This window comes from Streptomyces sp. APSN-46.1 (genome assembly GCF_022815725.1).
Lineage (GTDB): Bacteria > Actinomycetota > Actinomycetes > Streptomycetales > Streptomycetaceae > Streptomyces.
Map to the genome: position 1 here is coordinate 217583 of NZ_JALGRF010000002.1, position 21594 is coordinate 239176.

18 protein-coding genes are annotated in these 21594 nt (G+C 72.0%); 4 read left to right on the plus strand and 14 right to left on the minus strand.

Features of this window, described 5'->3' with window-relative positions; translation table 11 throughout:
• Positions 1-4: 4 nt before the first annotated feature.
• From MTF65_RS07635 to MTF65_RS07675, 9 genes are all read right to left on the minus strand, one after another.
• A complete protein-coding gene (locus MTF65_RS07635; RefSeq protein WP_243627537.1) occupies positions 5-607 on the minus strand; it encodes a GNAT family N-acetyltransferase in 603 nt (200 codons plus the stop codon).
• Positions 604-1905, minus strand: a complete 1302-nt coding sequence (locus MTF65_RS07640; protein ID WP_243627538.1) for a lysine N(6)-hydroxylase/L-ornithine N(5)-oxygenase family protein — start codon at positions 1903-1905, stop codon at positions 604-606. The genes MTF65_RS07635 and MTF65_RS07640 overlap by 4 nt, the downstream gene beginning before the upstream one ends.
• Entirely contained in the window at positions 1889-3406 is a 1518-nt protein-coding gene (locus MTF65_RS07645) for an aspartate aminotransferase family protein (protein ID WP_243627539.1), read from the minus strand. The genes MTF65_RS07640 and MTF65_RS07645 overlap by 17 nt, the downstream gene beginning before the upstream one ends.
• A 171-nt stretch (positions 3407-3577) precedes the next feature.
• Entirely contained in the window at positions 3578-4483 is a 906-nt protein-coding gene (locus tag MTF65_RS07650; RefSeq protein WP_243627540.1) for a siderophore-interacting protein, read from the minus strand.
• Between the two features lie 42 nt (positions 4484-4525).
• Positions 4526-5578, minus strand: coding sequence for an ABC transporter substrate-binding protein (locus MTF65_RS07655; protein WP_243627541.1), 1053 nt, complete (start codon positions 5576-5578; stop codon positions 4526-4528).
• A 126-nt stretch (positions 5579-5704) separates the two neighbouring features.
• Entirely contained in the window at positions 5705-6865 is a 1161-nt protein-coding gene (locus tag MTF65_RS07660) for an acyl-CoA dehydrogenase family protein (protein ID WP_243627542.1), read from the minus strand.
• Between the two features lie 8 nt (positions 6866-6873).
• On the minus strand, positions 6874-7794 hold the full coding sequence (locus MTF65_RS07665; RefSeq protein ID WP_243628607.1) for a hydroxymethylglutaryl-CoA lyase: 921 nt from the start codon (positions 7792-7794) through the stop codon (positions 6874-6876).
• 11 nt (positions 7795-7805) lie between these two features.
• On the minus strand, positions 7806-9896 hold the full coding sequence (locus MTF65_RS07670) for an acetyl-CoA carboxylase biotin carboxylase subunit (RefSeq protein ID WP_243627543.1): 2091 nt from the start codon (positions 9894-9896) through the stop codon (positions 7806-7808).
• Between the two features lie 16 nt (positions 9897-9912).
• Positions 9913-11529 carry a carboxyl transferase domain-containing protein gene (locus tag MTF65_RS07675; protein WP_243627544.1) on the minus strand — a complete coding sequence of 539 codons (1617 nt, stop codon included), beginning with the start codon at positions 11527-11529 and terminating at the stop codon, positions 9913-9915.
• Between the two features lie 119 nt (positions 11530-11648).
• Between MTF65_RS07675 and MTF65_RS07680 the strand changes: the two genes are divergently transcribed.
• Both MTF65_RS07680 and MTF65_RS07685 read left to right on the plus strand, forming a co-directional pair.
• Positions 11649-12227, plus strand: a complete 579-nt coding sequence (locus MTF65_RS07680) for a TetR/AcrR family transcriptional regulator (RefSeq protein ID WP_243627545.1) — start codon at positions 11649-11651, stop codon at positions 12225-12227.
• Positions 12228-12291: 64 nt separating this feature from the next.
• Positions 12292-13104 carry a phosphatase gene (locus tag MTF65_RS07685; protein WP_374207181.1) on the plus strand — a complete coding sequence of 271 codons (813 nt, stop codon included), beginning with the start codon at positions 12292-12294 and terminating at the stop codon, positions 13102-13104.
• Between the two features lie 34 nt (positions 13105-13138).
• On the opposite strand, the gene MTF65_RS07690 is transcribed toward MTF65_RS07685, so the two are convergent.
• The 5 genes from MTF65_RS07690 to MTF65_RS07710 form a co-directional block, all read right to left on the minus strand.
• Complete coding sequence (locus MTF65_RS07690) at positions 13139-14011, minus strand: SDR family NAD(P)-dependent oxidoreductase (RefSeq protein WP_243627546.1); 873 nt, start codon at positions 14009-14011, stop codon at positions 13139-13141.
• Between the two features lie 19 nt (positions 14012-14030).
• Positions 14031-14969 carry a cation diffusion facilitator family transporter gene (locus tag MTF65_RS07695; RefSeq protein ID WP_243627547.1) on the minus strand — a complete coding sequence of 313 codons (939 nt, stop codon included), beginning with the start codon at positions 14967-14969 and terminating at the stop codon, positions 14031-14033.
• A 22-nt stretch (positions 14970-14991) separates the two neighbouring features.
• Entirely contained in the window at positions 14992-15867 is an 876-nt protein-coding gene (locus tag MTF65_RS07700; protein WP_243627548.1) for an acyl-CoA thioesterase II, read from the minus strand.
• A 34-nt stretch (positions 15868-15901) separates the two neighbouring features.
• On the minus strand, positions 15902-17059 hold the full coding sequence (locus tag MTF65_RS07705; protein ID WP_243627549.1) for an acyl-CoA dehydrogenase family protein: 1158 nt from the start codon (positions 17057-17059) through the stop codon (positions 15902-15904).
• 216 nt (positions 17060-17275) lie between these two features.
• Complete coding sequence (locus MTF65_RS07710; protein ID WP_243627550.1) at positions 17276-18796, minus strand: PucR family transcriptional regulator; 1521 nt, start codon at positions 18794-18796, stop codon at positions 17276-17278.
• Positions 18797-18914: 118 nt separating this feature from the next.
• On the opposite strand from MTF65_RS07710, the gene speB reads away from it, so the two are divergent.
• Entirely contained in the window at positions 18915-19889 is a 975-nt protein-coding gene (speB, locus tag MTF65_RS07715; RefSeq protein WP_243627551.1) for an agmatinase, read from the plus strand.
• A gap of 5 nt (positions 19890-19894) precedes the next feature.
• Positions 19895-21562 carry a thiamine pyrophosphate-binding protein gene (locus MTF65_RS07720; protein WP_243627552.1) on the plus strand — a complete coding sequence of 556 codons (1668 nt, stop codon included), beginning with the start codon at positions 19895-19897 and terminating at the stop codon, positions 21560-21562.
• Positions 21563-21594 lie beyond the last annotated feature (32 nt).

A 21594-nucleotide genomic window follows, 5' to 3' on the forward strand; every position in this document is an offset into this window, starting at 1 on the left:
CGGCTCATATCGACACCGCTTGGGTGGCCTCGAACTGGGCTCGGGTGCAGAAGCTGAGGAGGGCTTCCTTCTCCGGCTTCCGGACCGGACCGTCGGGGACGAAGCCGACCGCCTCGTTGAGCGCGTGGACGGCGGTGTTGCGGATGTCCGGCTCCACCACGACGCGCTCGGTCGCCGGGTCGGCGAAGAGGCAGGACATCACCGTCGTGATCACCGCGCGGGTGAAGCCGCTGACGGGGCTGTCGCTCGGCGCGACGAGGAAGTGCATGCCGACATCGCCCGGCTGGGCCTCGTACAGGCCGACCAGCTCCAGCCTGCTCGGGTCGTACGTCTCCATCAGGAAGACCGGGCGGCCCTCGTGGAGGCCGATGAAGGCCTCGTGGTGCTCGGCCGCCGCGATCTTCATGTACTCGCGCTCGACGTCCGGCAGCGTCGCGTCCTGCATCATCCAGAACGCGGCCTTCGGGTGGGTGACCCAGCCGTGGAGCAGCTCCGCGTCGTTGAAGGGGTCCAGAGGGCGGACGGCGAAGGCGCCGAGCGTCGCGTCGGTGCGGGTGTAGAGGGTTTCGGGGGATTCGGGAGTTTCGGGGGTTTCGGTGGTGCTCATGCGTGCATGCCTTCCGGGGCCGCGAACTGCTGGAACGCGATGGACTTCTCGACCTTGTAGTACTCGCGGCCGAGCAGCTCACCGATGATGTACGCGTTGCGGTACGCGGCCATGCCCAGGTCGGGCGAGGTGAGGGAGTGGTTGTGGGTCGTGCCGTTCTGGAGGAAGACCCCGCGGCCGGTGGTGTCCACGCTGTAGTTGCGCGCGGCGTCCAGGCGGCCGTGGCCGTCGAAGTTCAGGCGGCCCCGCACGGGCGCCAGGAATTCCGGGACGGTGTACTTGTAGCCGGTGGCCAGGACCAGACCCTCGGTGGTGAGGGAGAAGTCCCGCTCCTGCTCCTCCTGGCGCAGTCCCAGGGTGTACGAACCGCTCGTGGTGTCGTACGCGGTGCTGTTGAGCGAGGTGTTGGTCAGCAGGGTGGTGGGGACCGGGCCGGGCATGGTGATCTTCTTCTGGTAGAGCAGGTCGAAGATCGCGTTGATCAGCTCCCCGTCGATGCCTTTGAAGAGGTTCTTCTGCTGGGTCTCCAGCCGGTAGCGGGTCTCCTCGGGGAGGGCGTGGAAGTAGTCCACGTACTCCGGTGAGGTCATCTCCAGCGTCAGCTTCGTGTATTCGAGCGGGAAGAACCGCGGGGAGCGGGTGACCCAGTTGAGCTGGTATCCGTAGGAGTCGATCTCGGCGAGGAGGTCGTAGTAGATCTCGGCCGCGCTCTGGCCCGAGCCGACCAGGGTGATCGACTTCTTCTTCTGGAGCTCCGCCTTGTTCTGCATGTAGGAGGAGTTGTGGAGGAAGTCGCCGCCCAGGTTCGCACAGGCCCCGGGCACGAAGGGCGGGGTGCCGGTGCCCAGGACCAGGCGGCGGGCCAGGTGGGTCTCGCCGCCGTCGGTGTGGACCTCGTAGAGCCCAGCCCGCTCGTCGTAGCCGATCTCGGTGACGGAGGTGGAGTACAGGACGTTGTCGAGCCGGTCGGCGGCCCAGCGGCAGTAGTCGTTGTACTCGGCCCGCAGCGGGTAGAAGTTCTCCCGGATGTAGAAGGAGAACAGCCGGTCCTTGTCCTTCAGGTAGTTCAGGAAGGAGAAGGGCGAGGTCGGGTCGGCGAGGGTGACGAGGTCCGACATGAACGGCGTCTGCAGGTGAGCGCTGTCGAGGAACATCCCGGCGTGCCACTCGAAGTGCGGCTTCGACTCGATGAAGAGGCCGTCGAGCTCGTCGATCGGCGCGGTCAGGCAGGCGAGTCCCAGGTTGAAGGGACCAAGACCGATTCCGATGAAGTCACGGGGCTCACGAGTGGAGGGCAAGGGATTCTCCCAGGAACTGCTCGGCGTGTGCGGCGAGAAGGTCGAGGACGGCCGCGATGTCGGCCGTCGTGGTCTGCGGGTTGAGGAGGGTGAACTTCAGGTACTGCCTGCCGTCCACTTTGGTGCCGGCGACGACGGCCTCACCGGAGGCGAACAGCGCCTTGCGGGCGTGCAGGTTGGCCTCGTCCACCAGGTCCGCGCGCACCTCGCCTTCGGGTGGGGGCCCCTCCCAGCGGTAGCTGGGGGAGTAGCGGAAGACCAGGGTGGAGATCTGCGGCCTGACGACGACCTCGAAGCGCGGGTCGGCGTCGATGATCTCCCAGCCGGCGGCGGCCAGGTCGATGACCTCGTCGAAGAGCGAGCCGAGGCCGTCGGCGCCCATGGTGCGCAGGGTCATCCAGAGCTTGAGCGCGTCGAAGCGGCGCGTGGTCTGGATGGATTTGTCGACCTGGTTCGGGATCCGCTCCTCCGCCATGCGGCGCGGGTTGAGGTAGTCCGCGTGGTACGTGGCGTGCTTGAGGGTGTCCCGGTCGCGGACCAGCACGGCGCTGGAACTGACAGGCTGGAAGAAGGACTTGTGGTAGTCGACCGTGACCGAGTCGGCGTGCTCGATGCCGTCGAGGAGGTGGCGGCGGGTGGGTGAGACCAGCAGTCCGCAGCCGTACGCGGCGTCCACGTGCATCCACGCGGCGTGCTCGGAGGCCAGGCGGGCGATCTCGGGGAGGGGGTCGATGGACCCGAAGTCGGTGGTGCCGGCGGTGGCGACGACGGCCATGGGGAAGAGGCCGTCGCGACGGCAGTTCTCCAGCTCCAGGGCGAGCATCGAGGTGTCCATGCGGCGGTTGCGGTCTACGGGGACGGAGACGACGGCCTCGTAGCCGAGCCCGAGCATGGCGGCCGACTTCTTGACGCTGAAGTGGCTGGCCTCGGAGGTGAAGATGCGGAGCGTCGGGAGCACCTCGGACTTCGGGAGCGCCCGTCCCTCGTCCAGGGCGTGCTTCATGACGATCCGGCAGGCCTCGTCGCGGGCCAGCAGCAGTGCGTGGAAGTTGGACTGGCTGCCGCCGGAGGTGAAGACGCCGTCCGCGCCTTCGCCGAGGCCGACGCGCCGGGCGGTCCAGTCGATGAGGCGGCGCTCGATGAGCGTGCCGCCGATGGACTGGTCCCAGGTGTCCAGGGAGGAGTTGACGGCCGACAGGACGGCCTCGCCCAGTACGGCGGGGATGACGACGGGGCAGTTGAGGTGGCCGAGGTAGCGCGGGTGGTGGAAGTACACCGCGTCGCGCAGGTAGACCTCCTCCAGTTCGTCGAGGACGGCGGCCGGGTCTACGAGCGGCCGGTCCAGGTCGATCCCGTCGATGACCGGGGCGAGTTCGTCCACGGATATGCCCGTGTGGGGCCGTTCCGTGGTCGCGAGCTTGGCGGCGACGCGCTCGACGCCCTCGGTGACGGCGCGCCGGTAGAGGTCCGCGGTCGTCTCGTTCAGCAGATGCGAACGCATCAACTTTCCTCCGGGCAGGGAGCGGGGGGTGGGGCTGTGGTGTGGAACTTAGGTTAGCCTAACCTAACTCTCAAGCCAAATGGGGATGGGCCCCGGCCGAAGCCGGAGCCCATCCCTGAAATGTGGTGTGTGTGAAAGGAGTTGCCGCGAAACGGCCCCTGGCGAGACCGCCTAGAGCTCGGAGGCGGGGTCCTCGCTGGCCGCCTTGCCGGCGTATGCCTCGGCGAGGAGTTCCTCCTCGCTCGCGCCGAGCCGCCAGTAGCCGGTGAAGCGCACCGCGCGCCGGTCGATGGATCGTTCCTGCACGAAGTGCCGGCGGACCGCCCGAATGGTGCCGGCCTCGCCCGCGAGCCAGACGTACGGGGCCTGCGCGGCGGGCGGTTCGGTTGCGCGCAGTACGTCCAGCACGCGGTCGGCGCGTTCCTTGCCCGCGCTGTGCTCGCGGACGATCCAGGTGATGTCCGCGTCGGCGAGCGTGTCCAGGGCGATCCGGTCGTCCTCGTGCGGGACCTCGAACCAGGCCGAGACGCGGGTGCCGGCGGCGAGCCGGTCCAGGATCGCGGCGGCCGCGGGGAGCGCCGTCTCGTCCGCGTATATCAGCAGCGCGTCGGTGGCGGCCGGCGGCTGGAACCGGACGGACTTGTTCTCCGCGACGGCCGGGCCGATCGCCATGATCCGGCGGCCGGTGACGGCCCGCCCGGCCCAGGACGCGGCGGGGGAACCGTCTCCGTGCAGGACGAAGTCGATGTCCACCTCGTCCACGCCCTCGGGCGTACGGCGCTGCTCGCGCACGGTGTACGAGCGCATCACCGGGCGGTCGGCGTCGGGCATCGCGCGCCAGGCGCCGAACCAGGTGTCCTCGTCGGTGGACGGGAGCACCGTGTGCTCCTGGTGCGAGGGCGGCAGGAAGAGCGAGAGGCTCTGGTCGTAGCCGCCCGAGCGGAAGTCCGCGAGGGACTCACCGCCGAACGTGACCCGCAGGAACGAGTGCCCGAGGCGGCGCGTACGGAGCACTTCGAGTTCGAAGAACCGGAAGTGGGCGACGGCCGGGGCCGCGTCGGGCGCGGTGTCGGTCATACGGAGAGTCCCCCCTGGGATTCAGTCGGAGTGAAGGTGAGGTCAGCTGACCTTCTTGGCGTTCTGGACGGCCTTCGCGAGGTCTTCCAGGATCTGGGCGCACTTCTCGTACGAGTAGATCGGCTCGGTCACGCGCGGGGCGACCTGGCCGGCCTTGACGGCGGGCAGCCCGGCCCAGGTCGGCTTGTCCTTCAGCTGCTCCTGCTGGAGCGTGCCGGTGCGGTTGTCGAGCAGGACCAGGTCGGCCTTGTACTTGCCGGCGTTCTCCCAGCTGAGGCTCTCGAAGAAGCCGCCCGCGTCCAGCTTGTCCTGCTCCGGGGCGACGAACTCGACGCCGAGGGTCTCGAAGTACTTCAGGTCGGCCGAGGTCTTCGGGGTGGAGACGTAGAACAGGTCGGCGGAGCCGGAGCCGACGAGCACCTTGATGCCCGGGTTGGCCTTGGTGGCCTCGCGCACCTTGGCGGCGGCCGCCTCGAAGCGCGCCTTGGAGTCGGCGTTCTTCTTCGCGCTCAGGTCGGCGCCCAGGGACTTGGCCAGGTCGGCCGTGCGCTCCAGGGCCTTGTCGAGGGAGGCGTCGCCGCCCACGCCGATCGCGGCTGCCGGGGCCAGCTTCAGGATCTTGTCCTTGGAGGCCTCCGGCACGTACCAGTACTTGTCGGGCTCCCAGGTGTTGGTGACCAGCAGCTCGGGCTGGAGGGCCGCGTACTTCTCGACGTTGAACTCGTCGTAGACGTTGCCGAGGATCTCGACCTTGGAGATGTCCATCGAGCCGGCCTGGACGTCGGGCTTGCCGTCGGCGGTCTTGGTCGGGCCGAACACGCCCTTGACCTGGATGCCGTAGTCGTAGAGGGCGGCGGCGGTGCCGGTGAAGGCCACGATGTTCTTCGGGGCGGCCTTGAGGCTGATGTCCTTGCCGAGGTCGTCCTTGAAGGTCCAGGGACCCGAGGCCGCGGCGGCCTTGCCGTCCTTGCCGCCCGTCTCGCCCTTCGCGGAGTCGGAGCCGCCGCACGCGGTGAGCGCCGCGACGAGGCCGAGGGCGCCGCCGGCCGCGATGAGACCGCGGCGGGAGAGGTAGGAGGTACGGGACTTGGGCATGTCGATGTCCGCTTTCGTGCGTGCCGGTCGGCCACTGGGCCGTTCGGAGGGAAGGTTAGCCTAACCTTGCCTGAAAGCAGTAAGGGGGCCCTAAGTTTTCAGGGCCCCCTCGGTGATGCGACGTTCTTAGGCGGAGAAGCCCAGTTCGCGGGCGATGAGCATGCGCTGGACCTCGCTGGTGCCCTCGCCGATCTCCAGGATCTTGGAGTCGCGCCACATGCGGGCCACCGGGTACTCGTTCATGAACCCGTAGCCGCCGTGGATCTGCGTGGCGTCGCGGGCGTTGTCGACGGCGACCGTGGAGGAGTACAGCTTGGCGATCGCCGCCTCCTTCTTGAACGGCTCCCCGGCCACCAGCCGGGAGGCGGCGTCGCGCCAGCCGACGCGGGCCATGTGGGCGCGCATCTCCATGTCGGCCAGCTTGAACTGGATGGCCTGGTTGTCGCCGATCGGGCGGCCGAAGGCCTTGCGCTCCTTCGCGTACTTCACCGACTCGTCCACGCAGCCCTGCGCGAGCCCGGTCGCGAGCGCCGAGATGGCGATCCGGCCCTCGTCGAGGATGCGGAGGAACTGGGCGTAGCCGCGCCCCTCTTCGCCGACCAGGTTGGCGAGGGGGACCCGTACGTCGGCGAAGGCCAGCTCGCGGGTGTCCGACGAGTTCCAGCCGACCTTGGAGTACGGGGCGGCCACCGTGAAGCCGGGGGTGCCCGACGGGACGATGATCGAGGAGATCTCGGGGCGGCCGTCGGCCTTGCGCCCGGTGACGGCGGTGACGGTGACCAGCCCGGTGATGTCCGTACCGGAGTTGGTGATGAAGCACTTGGAGCCGTTGATCACCCACTCGTCGCCGTCCTTGACGGCGGTGGTGCGGGTGCCGCCTGCGTCGGAGCCGCCGTCCGGCTCGGTCAGGCCGAAGGCCCCGAGGATCTCGCCGGAGCACATCTTCGGCAGCCACTGCCGCTTCTGCTCCTCGGTACCGAACAGGTAGATGGGCATGGCGCCGAGGGAGACGCCCGCCTCCAGCGTGATCGCGACGGAGGAGTCGACGCGGGCCAGCTCCTCCAGGGCGATGCCGAGGGCGAGGTAGTCGCCGCCCATGCCGCCGTACTCCTCCGGGAAGGGCAGGCCGAACAGGCCCATGCGGCCCATCTCGCGGACGATCTCGTACGGGAACTCGTGCCGCTCGTACAGGTCGCCGATCTTGGGCGCGACGACGTCGTGCGCGAACTCCTCGACGGTGCGGCGGAGTTCCTCGTGCTCGGGGGTGAGCCGGTGGTCGAGGGACATGATCTTCGTTACTCCTTGTGGGAGAGGGCGCGGACGGTACGGGAGGGGCTGGGTCGGCCCAGCTGTTCGGCCATCCACACGCTCGTGGCGGTGAGGGCGGCCAGATCGACACCGGTCTCGATGCCGAGGCCGTCGAGCATCCACACCAGGTCCTCGGTGGCGAGGTTGCCGGTGGCGCTCTTCGCGTACGGGCAGCCGCCGAGGCCGCCGGCGGAGGCGTCGACGGTGGTCACGCCGTGCTGGAGCGCGGCGAGGGTGTTGGAGAGGGCCTGGCCGTAGGTGTCGTGGAAGTGCACGCCGATCCGGTCGGTGCCGACGCCTTCCCCGTTGAGCTCGCCGAGCAGCGCCCGGACATGCCCCGGAGTGGCGACGCCGATGGTGTCGCCGAGGCTGAGCTCGTCGCACCCGAGGTCGAGGAGGGCCTTGGCGACGCGGACCACCTGGTGGACCGGGACGGGCCCCTCCCAGGGATCGCCGAAGCACATGGACAGATAGCCGCGCACATGCGCCCCGCCCTGCTTGGCACGGGCCACGACGGGCTCGAACATGGCGAGGGACTCGTCGATGGTGCGGTTGAGATTGCGGGAGGCGAAGGTCTCGGTGGCCGAGCCGAAGACCGCGATCCGGGTGGCACCGAGGGCGAGGGCCCGGTCGAGTCCGCGCTCGTTGGGGACGAGCACGGGCAGGTGTACGCCGGACAGGTCCTGGAGCTGCGGGAACAGTTCCTCGGCATCCGCGAGCTGGGGCACCCACTTGGGGTGTACGAAGCTGGTCGCCTCGATGGTGGTGAGCCCGGCCGCCGCCAGCCGGTGGATGAACTCGGCCTTCACGGCGGTGGGGACGGCGGACTTCTCGTTCTGCAGCCCGTCGCGCGCGCCCACCTCGTGGATGCGCACGCGGGCCGGCAGCCCGGGGACCGGCAGGGTCATGGGCAGCCCGTTCACGCGACCTCCTCCTCGTCGGCCTCGGGGGTGACGACGGCCAGGACCTGGTCCATGGCGACGGTGGTGCCGGGGGAGACGTCGAGCTCGGTGACGGTGCCGGCGTGCGGGGCCGAGATGACGTGCTCCATCTTCATGGCCTCGACGACGAGGAGGCTCTGCCCGGCGATCACCTTGTCGCCGACCGCGACTTTGACGACGGTGACGGTGCCGGGCATGGGGGCGGCCAGGGTGTCGGCGCCGGTCCGGCCGCCGCCGCTGAGGCTCGCGGCGACGGGGTCGTGGTGCTGGACGTGCCAGCTGTCCGCGTCGCGGCCGAGCCAGGTCCCCTCCGGGGAGGGGGCGTACGCGAAGCGGTGCGTGACGCCGTCGAGCTCGATGGTGAGGTGGTCCGGAGTGCGGGCCACGATCCGGGCTCGCGCCGGTGCGCTGGGGCTCTGCCCCAGACCCCGCGCCTCAAACTCCCCCAGACTTCGTCCGGGGGGACCCCCACGCGAGGCTGAATTTGTCGCCCGGGTTTCGATCTGTACCGGGTCCTGGCCCGGGAGGCGGAAGTGGTGGACCGTCCAGGCCGGGGTGCCGCCCATGCGCCAGCCGGTGGCGGCGTCGAACGGATCGAGCCACCCCTCCAGCCCCTCCAGCCCCGCCGGCGTTTGAGGCGCGGGTCCGGGCAGAGCCCGGGGTCCCTGCGCCAGCAGGGCTGCCGTGACGTACACCTCGTCCGGTACCCCGTCAGGGAGGAGGGACGGCAGGTCGCGCTCCACCAGGCCCGTGTCCAGGTCACCCGACACCACGTCCGGGTGCGCCAGCAGCCTCCGCAGGAAACCGGCGTTGGTCTGGACACCCAGGATCACGGTGTCGGCGAGTGCGGCGCGCAGCGTGCGCAGGGCGGTGGCGCGGTCGGGGCCGTGGACGATGACCTTCGACAGCATCGGGTCGTACGTCGAGCCCACCGGCACGCCCGCCGTCAGGCCGGAGTCCGTACGGACCGCGCCGCCCGAGGGCTCGGACAGGGCCAGGACGGTACCGCCGGACGGCAGGAAGCCCCGCGCCGGGTCCTCCGCGCAGACACGGGCCTCGATCGCGTGGCCCGTCAGGGTGATGTCGGCCTGCGCGAAGCCCAGCTCGGCCCCGGCCGCCACCCGCAGCTGCTGCTCCACCAGGTCCAGGCCCGTGACGAGCTCCGTCACCGGGTGCTCGACCTGGAGCCGGGTGTTCATCTCCATGAAGTAGTACGAGGACGGATCCCCGCCCGGAACGATGAACTCCACCGTGCCCGCGCCGACGTACCCGCACGCGCGGGCGGCGTTCACCGCGGCCTCGCCCATCGCCGCGCGGGTCTTCTCGTCCAGCAGGACGGACGGCGCCTCCTCGATCACCTTCTGGTGGCGCCGCTGCAGCGAGCACTCGCGCTCGCCCAGGTGGACCACGTTGCCGTGGCCGTCCGCCAGGACCTGGATCTCGATGTGCCGGGGCCGGTCCACCCACCGCTCCACGAGCAGCGTGTCGTCGCCGAACGAGGACTTCGCCTCGCGCCGCGCGGCCGCGATCTCCTCGGCCAGCACGGCCGCGTCCCGCACCAGGCGCATGCCCTTGCCGCCGCCGCCCGCCGAGGGCTTGAGCAGCACCGGCATGCCGATCTCGGCTGCCGCGGCGGCCAGTTCGGCGTCCGTCAGGCCGCTGCCGGAGGAACCCGGGACGACGGGCACGCCCGCCGCCTTCACCGTCTCCTTGGCCCGGATCTTGTCGCCCATCAGGGAGATCGCGCTCGCGGGCGGCCCGATGAAGGCCAGTCCGGCGTCCGCGCAGGCCTGCGCGAAGGCCGCGTTCTCCGCGAGGAAGCCGTACCCCGGGTGGACGGCCTCGGCCCCGGTGCGGCGGGCCGCGTCGAGCAGCCGCTCCACCGACAGATAGCTCTCGGCTGCCGCCGCCGGGCCGATCCGGACGGCCGTGTCGGCCTCCCGTACATGGCGGGCGTCCGCGTCGGCGTCGCTGAAGACGGCCACCGACCGGACCCCGAGCTCCCGCAGCGTGCGGATGACCCGGACCGCGATCTCGCCCCGGTTGGCTACAAGGACAGTGCTGAACATCAGTGAGGTCCTCACGTCACATACGGAAGATGCCGAAGCCGCGATCGCCCAGGGGGGCGTTCGCGCACGCGGTCAGGGCCAGTCCCAGCACCTGCCGGGTTTCCATCGGGTCGATGACCCCGTCGTCCCACAGCCGCGCGGTGGCGTAGTAGGCGTTGCCCTGCTCCTCGTACTGCGCCCGGACCGGGGCCTTGAAGGCCTCCTCGTCCTCGGCCGGCCATTCCTGGCCCGCGCCCTCGATCTGGTCGCGCTTGACCGTCGCCAGGACCGAGGCCGCCTGCTCGCCGCCCATGACGGAGATCTTGGCGTTGGGCCACATCCACATGAAGCGCGGTGAGTACGCCCGGCCGCACATCGAGTAGTTGCCCGCGCCGTACGAGCCGCCGACCACCACCGTCAGCTTGGGGACCCGGGTGCAGGCCACCGCCGTGACCATCTTGGCGCCGTGCTTGGCGATGCCGCCGGCCTCGTAGTCGCGGCCGACCATGAAGCCCGAGATGTTCTGGAGGAAGAGGAGAGGGATCCCGCGCTGGTCGCACAGCTCGATGAAGTGCGCGCCCTTCTGGGCGGATTCGGAGAACAGGATGCCGTTGTTGGCGACGATCCCGACCGGGTGGCCGTGGATCCGGGCGAAACCGGTGACCAGGGTCTGCCCGTACTCCGCCTTGAACTCCTGGAAGCGGGACCCGTCCACGATCCGGGCGATGATCTCGCGGGCGTCGTACGGGGTGCGGGAGTCGACCGGGACCGCGCCGTACAGGCCGTACGGGTCCACCTTCGGCTCCTCCGGCGCCTGGACCGACCAGGGCAGGGCTCCGCGCGCGGGCAGGGTCGCCACGATGTTCCGTACGATGCGCAGCGCGTGCGCGTCGTCCTCCGCGAGGTGGTCGGTGACGCCGGAGACCCGGGAGTGGACCTCGCCGCCGCCCAGCTCCTCCGCTGTGACGACCTCGCCGGTGGCCGCCTTCACCAGCGGCGGGCCGCCGAGGAAGATCGTGCCCTGGCCGCGGACGATGACGGCCTCGTCGCTCATCGCCGGGACGTACGCCCCGCCGGCCGTGCAGGAGCCGAGGACGGCGGCGATCTGCGGGATGCCGGCGCCGGACATGCGCGCCTGGTTGTAGAAGATGCGGCCGAAGTGCTCCCGGTCGGGGAAGACCTCGTCCTGCATGGGGAGGAAGGCGCCGCCCGAGTCCACCAGGTAGAGGCAGGGGAGACGATTCTCCAGCGCCACCTCCTGGGCGCGCAGGTGCTTCTTGACGGTCATCGGGTAGTACGTGCCGCCCTTGACGGTGGCGTCGTTCGCGACGATGACGCACTCGTGGCCGCTGACCCGGCCGATGCCCGCGATGACCCCGGCGGCCGGGGCCGCGCCCCCGTACATGCCCTCGGCGGCCAGCGGGGCCAGCTCCAGGAAGGGGGATCCGGGGTCGAGGAGGGTGTCCACGCGCTCGCGGGGAAGCAGTTTCCCGCGCGCGGTGTGGCGGGCGCGGGCCTTCTCGCCGCCGCCGAGCCGGGCCGCGTCGAGCCGGGCGCGCAGGCCCTCGGTGAGCTCGCGGTGGGCGGCCTCATTGGTCCGCCAGGCCTCGGACGCCGGGTCCGCGGCGCTCGTCAGCACTGGTGCCTGCTGCATCGGTCGAGCTCCCTTGCTCGGTCTTGCTCGGTCTTGCCCGGTCCACGCTGTTAATGAGCGTTAACACTTATGACGCCTAGGTTAACGAGCGCTAACGGCCCTGTCTAGAATGGATTCCCATGAGCACCAGTGCCGCCGCCCCGACCCGTCGCGAGCAGATCCTCAGTGAGGCCGCGCGCCTCTTCGCCGAGCGTGGATTCCACGGCGTGGGCGTGGACGAGATAGGCGCCGCGGTGGGCATCAGCGGACCAGGGCTGTACCGGCACTTCGCGGGCAAGGACGCCATGCTCGCCGAGCTGCTGGTCGGGATCAGCGAGCGGCTGCTGACGGGCGGGCGCCACCGGGTGGCCGCGGCCGCGGGCGATCCCGAGGGCGTACTGGCCTCCCTCATCGACGGCCACATCGACTTCGCGCTCGACGACCGGGCACTGATCACCGTGCACGACCGGGAGCTGGACCGGCTGCGGGAGGCCGACCGCAAGCTCGTACGGCAGTTGCAGCGCCAGTACGTGGAGCTGTGGGTGGCCGTCGTACGCGAGCTGCACCCCGAGGTGGCGGAGGCGGAGGTACGGGTGTCCGTGCACGCGGTGTTCGGCCTGCTCAACTCGACCCCGCACCTGGCGGCGCTGGGCCGGGAGGCGACGGAGTCGCTGCTGCGGCGGCTCGCGAACGGGGCGTTCGGGGCGCTCTCCGGGTGACCCGGCGCGTCCGCTGGGCGGGACGGACGGGACGGCTCCGCCCGGGCGACGGCAGAATGGGCGTATGCCGATGCCGATAGAGACGCCCGCCCAGTCTGTTGAACCGCCGAGCCGCGCCGAACTCATCGACCACCTGGTGCGTACCCGGATCGCCGGGGACGTCGCGACGCCACGTGAGAACAACCTCTCCCACTACCGCAAGCTCGCCAACGGGGATCGGCACTACTGGTTCGGTCTGGAGCTGGGCGACCGCTGGGCGGACGAGCAGGACGTCCTCGCGGTGATGGCGGAGCGGTGCGGGGTCGTGGACGACCCGGAGCACCGGCACGGGCAGGACACCATCGACCCGGAACTGACGGTGGCCGGCCTGGACCGGCTGGCGGCGCGGCTGCGGAAGGCGGCGCTGGACCGGCAGAGCGTACTGCTCGCCACCGGACACCCGGGGGGCCTGCTGGACGTCCACCGGGCGACGGCGGCCGCCCTGCGCGCCGCCGGATGCGAGATCGTCGTGATCCCGTCCGGGCTGATCGCGGACGAGGGCTCGGTGTGGCAGTTCGCGGACGTCGCGGTGCTGGAGCGGGGCGCGACGCTGTGGCACACCCACTCCCCGGCGCCGATGGCGGCGATCCTGGACGGCCTGGCCGCCGCCGGGCGCCCGCAGCCGGACCTCGTCGTCGCCGACCACGGCTGGGCGGGGTGCGCGGCGCAGCGCGGCCTGGACGCGGTGGGCTACGCGGACTGCAACGACCCGGCCCTGTTCCTCGGCGAGGCCGAGGGCACCCTCCAGGTGGCGGTCCCGCTGGACGACCACGTCCGCGACCCGCGCTTCTACGACCCGATGGTGGCCTACCTCCTCTCGGCGGCGGGCCTGCTGTAAGCCGTCCCGGGCCCCCGGGCCTCGGGGCGGTGGGTCAGCGGAGCCAGTCGCCGGTGAGGTTCTGGACGGCCGAGCCGTCGAGGTCGGCGAGCTTGGCGGCGACGAACTCCCGTGCCCAGTCGGAGGTCTGGACCCGGAACGGCATCCGCTCGGCGGTCAGCGCCGCGATGACCGGGGCCGCGGCCTCGGCCGAGGTCTGGGCGTTCCCGAAGCTCTTCAGCGTGCGGTCGATGTAGGCCCGCAGCGCGGGCGCGTACGGGCCCGCCGCGGTGAGCAGGGCCGGGATGTCGATGCCCTGGCTGGTGACGAACTCGCTGGAGACGGCGCCCGGTTCGACGACGGCCACCTGTACGCCGGTGCTCGCGGCCACCGGGGCGAGGGACTCCATGAAGCCCTCGACGGCGAACTTGGCCGCGCAGTAGGCCTCGTTGAAGGGCTGGCCGATCACGCCGCCGACGCTCGTCACCGTGATGACCCGGCCGCCCGAGGCGCGCAGGTGGGGGAGCGCGGCCCGGGTGAGTTCCACGACGCCGAAGTAGTTGACCTCCATGGCGGCCCGGACCGGCTCCATCCCGTGCTGCTCGACGGTGCCGACGAACCCGGCGCCCGCGTTGTTCACGACCGCGTCGAGCCGCCCGTGCTCGGCGACGACCTCCGCCACGCATCCGGCCACGGAGTCGGCGTCGGTCACGTCCAGCCGCTTGACCTGTACGAGATCGGCGACGCCGGCTCCGGCGGCGGCCTGGCGCAGGGCGTCGGCCCGCCCGGTGTCCCGCATGGTGGCGACGGTGTGCCAGCCGGCCCGGGCGGCGGCCACCGCCGCTTCGAGGCCGATTCCCGAGGACGTGCCGGTGATGAGGACGGTCTTCGTGCCGGAACTGGGGGCCACGGGGGTCACGGGGGTCATGGAGGTCTCCAAAGGGGGGTCAAAAAGCTGCCGGGGACGGCGTCGGAGTCGGCGTCGGCGGGGGTGTCGGCGTCGGCGTCGGGTTCAGATAGACGCGGCGGATCGCCGGGAACCGCTCCCGCAGCTGGTCCTCCGCGTCCTCGCACGCCGCCTCCACCTGCCGCGCCGACGCCAGGTCGTGAAAGTCGATCTTCGCCGCGATCAGTACCTCCGCCGGCCCCTGCACCAGCGTCGTCAGCTCCAGTACGCCTTCGATGTGCGGCACGGACAGCAGCTCCTCGCGCACCTCCGCCCGCATCGCCGCCGGCAACGGCCGGCCGATCAGGTACCCGGCGTTCGAGCGCCCCAGCTCCCACGCCACCCCGGCCAACAGCAGCCCGATCAGCAGCGACGCCACCCCGTCGTACACCCTCGACCCCGTCAGCCGCGCCCCGAGCAGCCCGCCCGCCGCCAGCGAGAGCCCGATCAGGGCCGCCACGTTCCCCAGCGGTACCGCCTTCACGTACCGCCCCGGCGGCGCGGCCGTCCGCGGCGCCTCGCCCTTCGTCCGCCGGCCCGCCACGAGGAGCGCGTAGCCCTCCCGTACGAAGGCCACGGCCAGGACGACGTACGAGACGGCCGGGTCCCCGGGCTCCTCCCCGCGCACCAGCGTGTGGATCCCGTCGTACACCGCGAACACCGCGGCGCCGACGAACGTCGCGACCGAGGCCAGCAGTGCCCGGACGTACCGCTCCGGCCCGTATCCCAGCGGATGCGCCTCGTCCGCGGGCTTCGCGCTCCGCTTCGGCGAGGCCGGCGACAGCACCTCGGCCACCGCGTCGGCCACCGAGTGCGCGGCCTCCGACAGCATGGCGCTGGACCCGCTGACGACGCCGCCGACCGCCTTGGCGGCGGCGATCCCGAGAGAGGTCACCACCGCGACGACGACCGTACCGACGCTTTCGGACTCTTCCGCCATGACGTGACGGTATGTCCGCTCGTCAGCGCGGGACGCGTACGACACCCTCCTGGATGACGGTGACGGCCAGCCGGCCGTCCCGCGTCCAGATGCGGGCCTGTCCCAGCCCCCGGCCGGCGGACGCCGAGGGGGACTCCTGGTCGTACAGCAGCCATTCGTCCGCGCGGAACGGCCGGTGGAACCACATCGCATGGTCCAGCGAGGCGCCGACCACGTCGCCGACCGCCCACCCGCCCCGCCCGTGCGCGAGCAGCACCGAGTCCAGCAGGGTCATGTCCGAGACGTACGTGGCCAGGCAGGTGTGCAGCAGGGCGTCATCGCGCTCCAGCTTGTCGGCCGTACGGAACCACACCTGCGTACGCGGCTCCACCGGCTCGCCGACGCTGCCCCACGGCGGGGTCGTCGCGTACCGCAGGTCCACCGCGCCGCGCGCCTCGATCAGCCGCTCCACCGTGCCCGGGTCGCGGAAGATCTCCCGGTACGCGGGCAGGGACTCGGCCGCGGTCGGCAGGGTCTCCGGATCCGGGGCGGCCGGCATCGCGGCCTGGTGGTCGAGGCCCTCCTCGTACGTCTGGAACGACGCGGAGAGGTGGAAGATCGGCTGGCCGTGCTGGACGGCGACGACCCGGCGCGTGGTGAAGGAGCGCCCGTCGCGGATCCGGTCCACCGAGTACACGATGGGCGCGCCCACGTCCCCGGCGCGCAGGAAGTAGGAGTGCAGCGAGTGCGCGGTGCGGTCCCCGGGCACGGTGCGGCCGGCCGCGACCAGTGCCTGGGCCGCGACCTGACCGCCGAAGACGCGCGGCACCAGGGAAGGACGGCTGGTGCCGCGGAAGATGTTCTCCTCGATCTGCTCAAGGTCGAGCAGATCGACGAGCGTCGTCAGTGCCTCGTTCATGGGGGAGAAGGGTCTGTCTCTTTCCCTTTGGCCCTTACAGACCCATCGACTTGGCGATGATGGACTTCATGACCTCGCTGGTGCCGCCGTAGATGCGGTTCACGCGGTTGTCGGCGTACAGGCGGGCGATCGGGTACTCGTTCATGTAGCCGTAGCCGCCGTGCAGCTGGAGGCACTTGTCGATGACGCGGTGCGCGACCTCGGTGTTGAAGAGCTTCGCGGACGCGGCCTCGGCGGCGGTCAGCTCACCGGCGTCCAGGGCCTCCAGGGCGCGGTCGGCGACGGCCTCGGCGGCGTCCACCTCGGCCTGGCAGGCGGCCAGCTCGAACTTGGTGTTCTGGAAGTGCGCGACCGGCTTGCCGAAGACGGTGCGCTCCTGCACGTACTGCTGGGCGAACCGGATGGCGGCCTTGGCCTGCGCGTACGCGCCGAAGGCGATGCCCCAGCGCTCGGAGGGCAGGTTCGCGCCGAGGTAGTAGAAGCCCTTGTTCTCCTCGCCGAGGAGGTCCTCGACCGGGACCTTCACGTCGACGAACGCCAGCTCGGCGGTGTCGGAGGTGCGCAGGCCGAGCTTGTCGAGCTTGCGGCCGACGGAGTAGCCCTCGGACTTGGTGTCCACGGCGAACAGGGAGATGCCGAAGCGGCGGTCGTCCTCGCGCGGGGCGGAGGTGCGGGCGCAGACGATCACGCGGTCGGCGTGCACGCCGCCGGTGATGAAGGTCTTGGCGCCGTTGAGGACGTAGTGGGTGCCGTCCTCGGAGAGCTTGGCGGTGGTCTTCATGCCCGCGACGTCGGAGCCGGTGCCCGGCTCGGTCATCGCCAGCGCCCACATCTCCTCGCCGGAGACGAACTTCGGCAGGAAGCGCTTCTTCTGCTCGTCGTCGGCGAGCATCTTGATGTAGGGCAGGGCGAGCAGCACGTGCACGCCGGAGCCGCCGAAGTTCACGCCCGCGCGCGAGGTCTCCTCGTAGAGGACGGCCTCGAACTTGTGGGTGTCCAGGCCCGCGCCGCCGAACTCCTCGGGGACGTTGATCCCGAAGATGCCCAGCTCGCCGAGCTTGTAGTAGAACTCGCGCGGCGCCTGACCGGCGGCGAACCACTCGTCGTAGACCGGAACGACCTCGGCCTCGATGAAGGCGCGGATGGTCTCGCGGAACGCCTCGTGGTCCTCGTTGAAAACGGTACGGCGCACGGCCGGACTCCCCTCTTTGCGGCTCAACCTCCGCCGCTCTCGCGGAGGTGGTTGCGCGCCGTCGTGGTTCCTCACCTGATGGCTGAGGTCTAAGCGCTTGCTCAGATTAAGTTACCGACGAGTTGTCCTGCGTGTCCAGAGGAGTGCCGTACGCCACTCGGCGTGCGCCGACGCCGCGCGGCCGGCTGACGGGCGGCTGACCGGCAGTGGGCCCTCCTACGGGGGCGTGACCTGCCGGCGCAGGGCGAACCACAGCTCCATGCGGGTGTCCGCGTCGTCCAGGTCGCGGCCGAGCAGGGTCGTGCAGCGGGCGATGCGCTGGCGGACCGTGTTGCGGTGGACGCCCAGGGCGGCGGCGCTGCGGTCCCAGCTGCCGTGGTGGGCCAGCCAGGCGCGCAGGGTGTCGCGCAGGTCGGGGGAGAGGGGGCCGAGCAGGGCCTCCGCGTGGGCGCGGGCCTCGGCTTCGCCGACCAGGCCCGCGAAGCCGGGGTCGGCGTGCCGGGCCAGCGGGGTGCGAGCCGCCTCCGCCCGCTCCAGGGCCCGCCCGGCCTGCGCGTCGGCGGTGGGCAGCGCCTCGGGCGCGGCCGGGGCGCTCACCCCCAGCCGCCAGCCGGGCTGCGCTGCGGGCTCCCGGTCGGTGAGCAGCCGTACGGCCGGCCCGCGCGGGTCCAGCAGTACGGTGCCCAGCGCGGCGGCGAGGGCCCGCGGGTCACCGGCGCCCCGGGCGTGGACGGCGTACCAGGGCCCGGGGCCCAGCGCCTCGCCGGGGGAGCCGCCGAGCAGCAGCCGGGCCAGCGCGGCGGCCTCGGTCCCGGCGGGCCGCTCGGCGGTGAGCAGGGCCAGCAGGACTGCGGCGACCGAGGCGAGGGTGTGGTCCCCGGGTGCCCGGTCGGGAGTCGCGGTCCCCAGCGCGGCGACCGCGCCCGACGACCCCGCCGCCGGTGACCCCGCGCCCGACGACCCCGCCGCCGACGAACCCGCCGCCGGTGACCCCGCCCCCGACGGCCCAGCCCCCGGGGCGGCGCGGCCGAGGGCGTAGGCGGCCAGGTGCCGGCCGGCGGCCTGGTCCGTCGCCGTCGAGGGGCCGCCGGCCCGGCCCACCCGGGCCAGCAGCGCCCGTAGCGCCGCGGCGGCCTCCGGCGGCGGCGGGCTCCCGGCGGACCGGCCGTCGGGCCAGAGCGTGACATGGCCCCCGAGGCCGGCCGCCAGGCGCGACAGCACCGCCGGGACCGGATCGGGGCGGGCGGCGGCCGCCGCGAGGGCCTGCTGGACCTCGGTGACCCGGCGCAGCTCGCGGGTCCGGGCCTCCGCCATCAGCCGCCACACGGCGCGCGCGACCGCCGTGAACGGGGTGCGCGGCGGGACCTCCAGCAGCGGCAGCCCGTGCCGGGCGCAGGCGGCCGCCAGGGCGGGCGGGACCTCCTCGTGGACGGGGGCCACGCCGAAGCCGAGGGCGGCGGCTCCGGCGGCGGCGAGCCGGGCCACGTACCGGTCGGGGTCGGAGCCCGGTCCGGCCCCGGCGGTGAGCAGGAGCTCGCCGCCGAGCAGGTAGGGGGAGGGGTCCGGCATCTCGGAGGCGTGCACCCCGTGCACCCCGGCCTCGGCGGGTCCGGCGAGGTGACGCAGGCCGAGCTCCCGGTCGCCGAGCAGCGCGGCCAGCGGTACGGGGGGTACGGGCGGCACGGGGGGTACGGGCGGCGCCGCCGGGCCGTCGGCGGCGGGGGAGGCGGCAGTCATGGATGCTCCGTACACAACGGGGAAGGCCGATGGATAAAACGTACACTTCGCGCCCTCCCGGTGGCCCCTTACGCTCGAAGGACCGCACCACCCGTTGGACTCCAGAAGGGCACCCCCCATGAGCACGCAGCCGCGCGGCCCCGTCGACTCCTCCCGCATCCCGCGCTACGCGGGCCCCGCGACCTTCGCCCGGCTGCCCCGACTGGACGAGGTCGGCACCGCGGACGTCGCCGTCGTCGGCGTGCCCTTCGACTCGGGCGTCTCCTACCGCCCCGGCGCCCGCTTCGGCGGCAACGCCATCCGCGAGGCCTCGCGCCTGCTGCGCCCGTACAACCCGGCCCAGGACGCCTCCCCGTTCGCGCTCGCGCAGGTCGCGGACGCCGGCGACATCGCCGTGAACCCGTTCAACATCAACGAGGCCGTCGAGACGGTCGAGGCCGCCGCCGACGAGCTGCTCTCCTCCGGCTCCCGCCTGATGACCCTCGGCGGCGACCACACCATCGCCCTGCCCCTGCTGCGCTCGGTGGCGAAGAAGCACGGCCCGGTCGCCCTGCTCCACTTCGACGCGCACCTGGACACCTGGGACACCTACTTCGGCGCCGAGTACACGCACGGCACGCCGTTCCGCCGCGCCGTCGAGGAGGGCATCCTCGACACCGAGGCGCTGTCGCACGTCGGCACCCGCGGCCCGCTGTACGGCAAGCAGGACTTGGACGACGACGCCAAGATGGGCTTCGGCATCGTCACCTCGGCCGACGTCTACCGGCGCGGCGCCGACGAGATCGCCGACCAGCTGCGCCAGCGCATCGGCGACCGTCCGCTGTACATCTCCATCGACATCGACGTGCTGGACCCGGCGCACGCGCCCGGCACCGGCACGCCCGAGGCGGGCGGCATGACCTCCCGCGAGCTGCTGGAGATCATCCGCGGCCTCTCCTCCTGCAACCTGGTCTCGGCGGACGTCGTCGAGGTCGCCCCGGCGTACGATCACGCGGAGATCACCTCGGTCGCGGCCTCGCACACCGCGTACGAGCTCACCACGATCATGAGCCGACAGATCGCTGCGGCGAAGGCGAACCCGAAGGGCGAGTAAGCACCGTGACGCACGACCACGACCTGGTACTCCGTCCCACCGAAGCCCAGACGGCGGCCGCGCTCGCGCCGCCGCCGGGGCGGACGGGCGGGGACCTGGTCGTGGAAACGCTGCGCTCCCTCGGCGCCACCACCGTGTTCGGGCTGCCCGGGCAGCACGCGCTCGCCCTGTTCGACGCGGTCGGCCGCTCCGACCTGCGGCTGATCGGGCTGCGGACGGAGAACAACGCGGGCTTCGCCGCCGACGCGTACGCCCGGATCACCGGCGAGGCGGTGCCGCTGCTGCTGTCCACGGGCCCGGGCGCGCTGATGGCGCTGCCCGCCCTGGCGGAGGCGGCGGCCGCGTCGGCGCCGGTCCTGGCCATCTCCTCGCAGGTCCCGACCGCGGGCCTGGGCGGCGGCCGGCGCGGGTACCTGCACGAGCTGCGGGACCAGTCGGCGTCGTTCCGGGACGTGGTGAAGTCGGTCCACGTGGCCCGGGCCCCCTCGCAGATCCCGTCGGTGATCGCGCAGGCCTGGGAATCGGCGCTGACGGCTCCGCCCGGCCCGGTGTGGGTCGAGATCCCCGAGGACGTACTGCGCGCCGAGACCCTCGTTCCGCAGGTCACGGGCGTGGACGCGACCCCGCACGAGCTGGCGCCGCGCCCGGAGCTGACCGCGGTGGCGGCCCACTGGCTGTCGCGGGCCTCCCGCCCGGTGATCATCGCGGGCGGCGGGGTCGTCCGCGCGGACGCCGCGGGCAAGCTCAAGCAGCTCGCGGAGCGCGTCAACGCCCCGGTGGTCACCACCTTCGGCGGCAAGGGCGCCTTCCCGTGGAACCACCCGCTCTCCCTCCAGTCCTGGCTGGAGGACCGCCACATGACGGACTTCCTGGAGGACGCGGACGTCCTGCTGGTCGTCGGGTCGGGCCTCGGGGAACTCTCCTCGAACTACCACACGTTCTTCCCCACGGGCCGGGTCATCCAGATCGAGGCGGACCTCGGCAAGCTGGAGTCCAACCACGCGGGCCTCGGGATCCACGCGGACGCCCGCCTCGCCCTCCAGGCCCTCCTGGAAACCGTCCCCGCACGCGAGGACCCCACGGCCCCCGACCGGGTCCGCCTGCTCCTCTCCGCCATCGAGGCCCGCCTGTCCACCCAGGACGTCACCCTGGAACGGGACCTCCTGACCTCCGTCCGCGCGGCCCTCCCGGCCCGCTCCCCGTCGTTCTGGGACATGACGATCCTGTCCTACTGGGCCTGGTCGGCCTTCGACGCGAAGCACCCCAACACCATGCACTCGGCCCAGGGCGCGGGCGGCCTCGGCTACGCATTCCCGGCGGCCCTCGGCGCCTGCGTCGCGGAACCGGGCACCCCGGTCCTGGCCGTCTCCGGCGACGGCGGCGCGATGTACTCCCTCGCGGACTTGGCCACCGCGAAGCAGCACGACCTCGACGTCACCTGGCTGATCGTGGACGACGGCGGCTACGGCATCCTGCGCGAGTACGGCTGCCAAACCGGTACGGACCTCGTCCGACCGGACTTCGTAGCCCTGGCGGAATCCTTCGGCGTCCCGGCGGCCCTCACCACCCCGGCGACCCTCCGCGAGGACCTCGCCAAGTCCCTGGCCGAGTCCGGCCCCTCGGTGCTGGTGCTTCCGGCCAACCTCCGGATGTTCACCCCGACCCACGTATAGGGACATGAACGCTGCTCGCTAGGGTTGGCGCC

Coding starts and splice junctions, on each gene's coding strand:
- MTF65_RS07685 (WP_374207181.1), top strand. CDS start 12,292: ATGCCGATGCCGATAGAGACGCCCGCCCAGTCTGTTGAACCGCCGAGC.
- MTF65_RS07700 (WP_243627548.1), bottom strand. CDS start 15,867: ATGAACGAGGCACTGACGACGCTCGTCGATCTGCTCGACCTTGAGCAG.
- MTF65_RS07670 (WP_243627543.1), bottom strand. CDS start 9,896: ATGTTCAGCACTGTCCTTGTAGCCAACCGGGGCGAGATCGCGGTCCGG.
- MTF65_RS07660 (WP_243627542.1), bottom strand. CDS start 6,865: ATGTCCCTCGACCACCGGCTCACCCCCGAGCACGAGGAACTCCGCCGC.
- MTF65_RS07635 (WP_243627537.1), bottom strand. CDS start 607: ATGAGCACCACCGAAACCCCCGAAACTCCCGAATCCCCCGAAACCCTC.
- speB (WP_243627551.1), top strand. CDS start 18,915: ATGAGCACGCAGCCGCGCGGCCCCGTCGACTCCTCCCGCATCCCGCGC.
- MTF65_RS07710 (WP_243627550.1), bottom strand. CDS start 18,796: ATGACTGCCGCCTCCCCCGCCGCCGACGGCCCGGCGGCGCCGCCCGTA.
- MTF65_RS07665 (WP_243628607.1), bottom strand. CDS start 7,794: ATGACCCTGCCGGTCCCCGGGCTGCCGGCCCGCGTGCGCATCCACGAG.
- MTF65_RS07680 (WP_243627545.1), top strand. CDS start 11,649: ATGAGCACCAGTGCCGCCGCCCCGACCCGTCGCGAGCAGATCCTCAGT.
- MTF65_RS07650 (WP_243627540.1), bottom strand. CDS start 4,483: ATGACCGACACCGCGCCCGACGCGGCCCCGGCCGTCGCCCACTTCCGG.
- MTF65_RS07655 (WP_243627541.1), bottom strand. CDS start 5,578: ATGCCCAAGTCCCGTACCTCCTACCTCTCCCGCCGCGGTCTCATCGCG.
- MTF65_RS07645 (WP_243627539.1), bottom strand. CDS start 3,406: ATGCGTTCGCATCTGCTGAACGAGACGACCGCGGACCTCTACCGGCGC.
- MTF65_RS07675 (WP_243627544.1), bottom strand. CDS start 11,529: ATGCAGCAGGCACCAGTGCTGACGAGCGCCGCGGACCCGGCGTCCGAG.
- MTF65_RS07690 (WP_243627546.1), bottom strand. CDS start 14,011: ATGACCCCCGTGACCCCCGTGGCCCCCAGTTCCGGCACGAAGACCGTC.
- MTF65_RS07695 (WP_243627547.1), bottom strand. CDS start 14,969: ATGGCGGAAGAGTCCGAAAGCGTCGGTACGGTCGTCGTCGCGGTGGTG.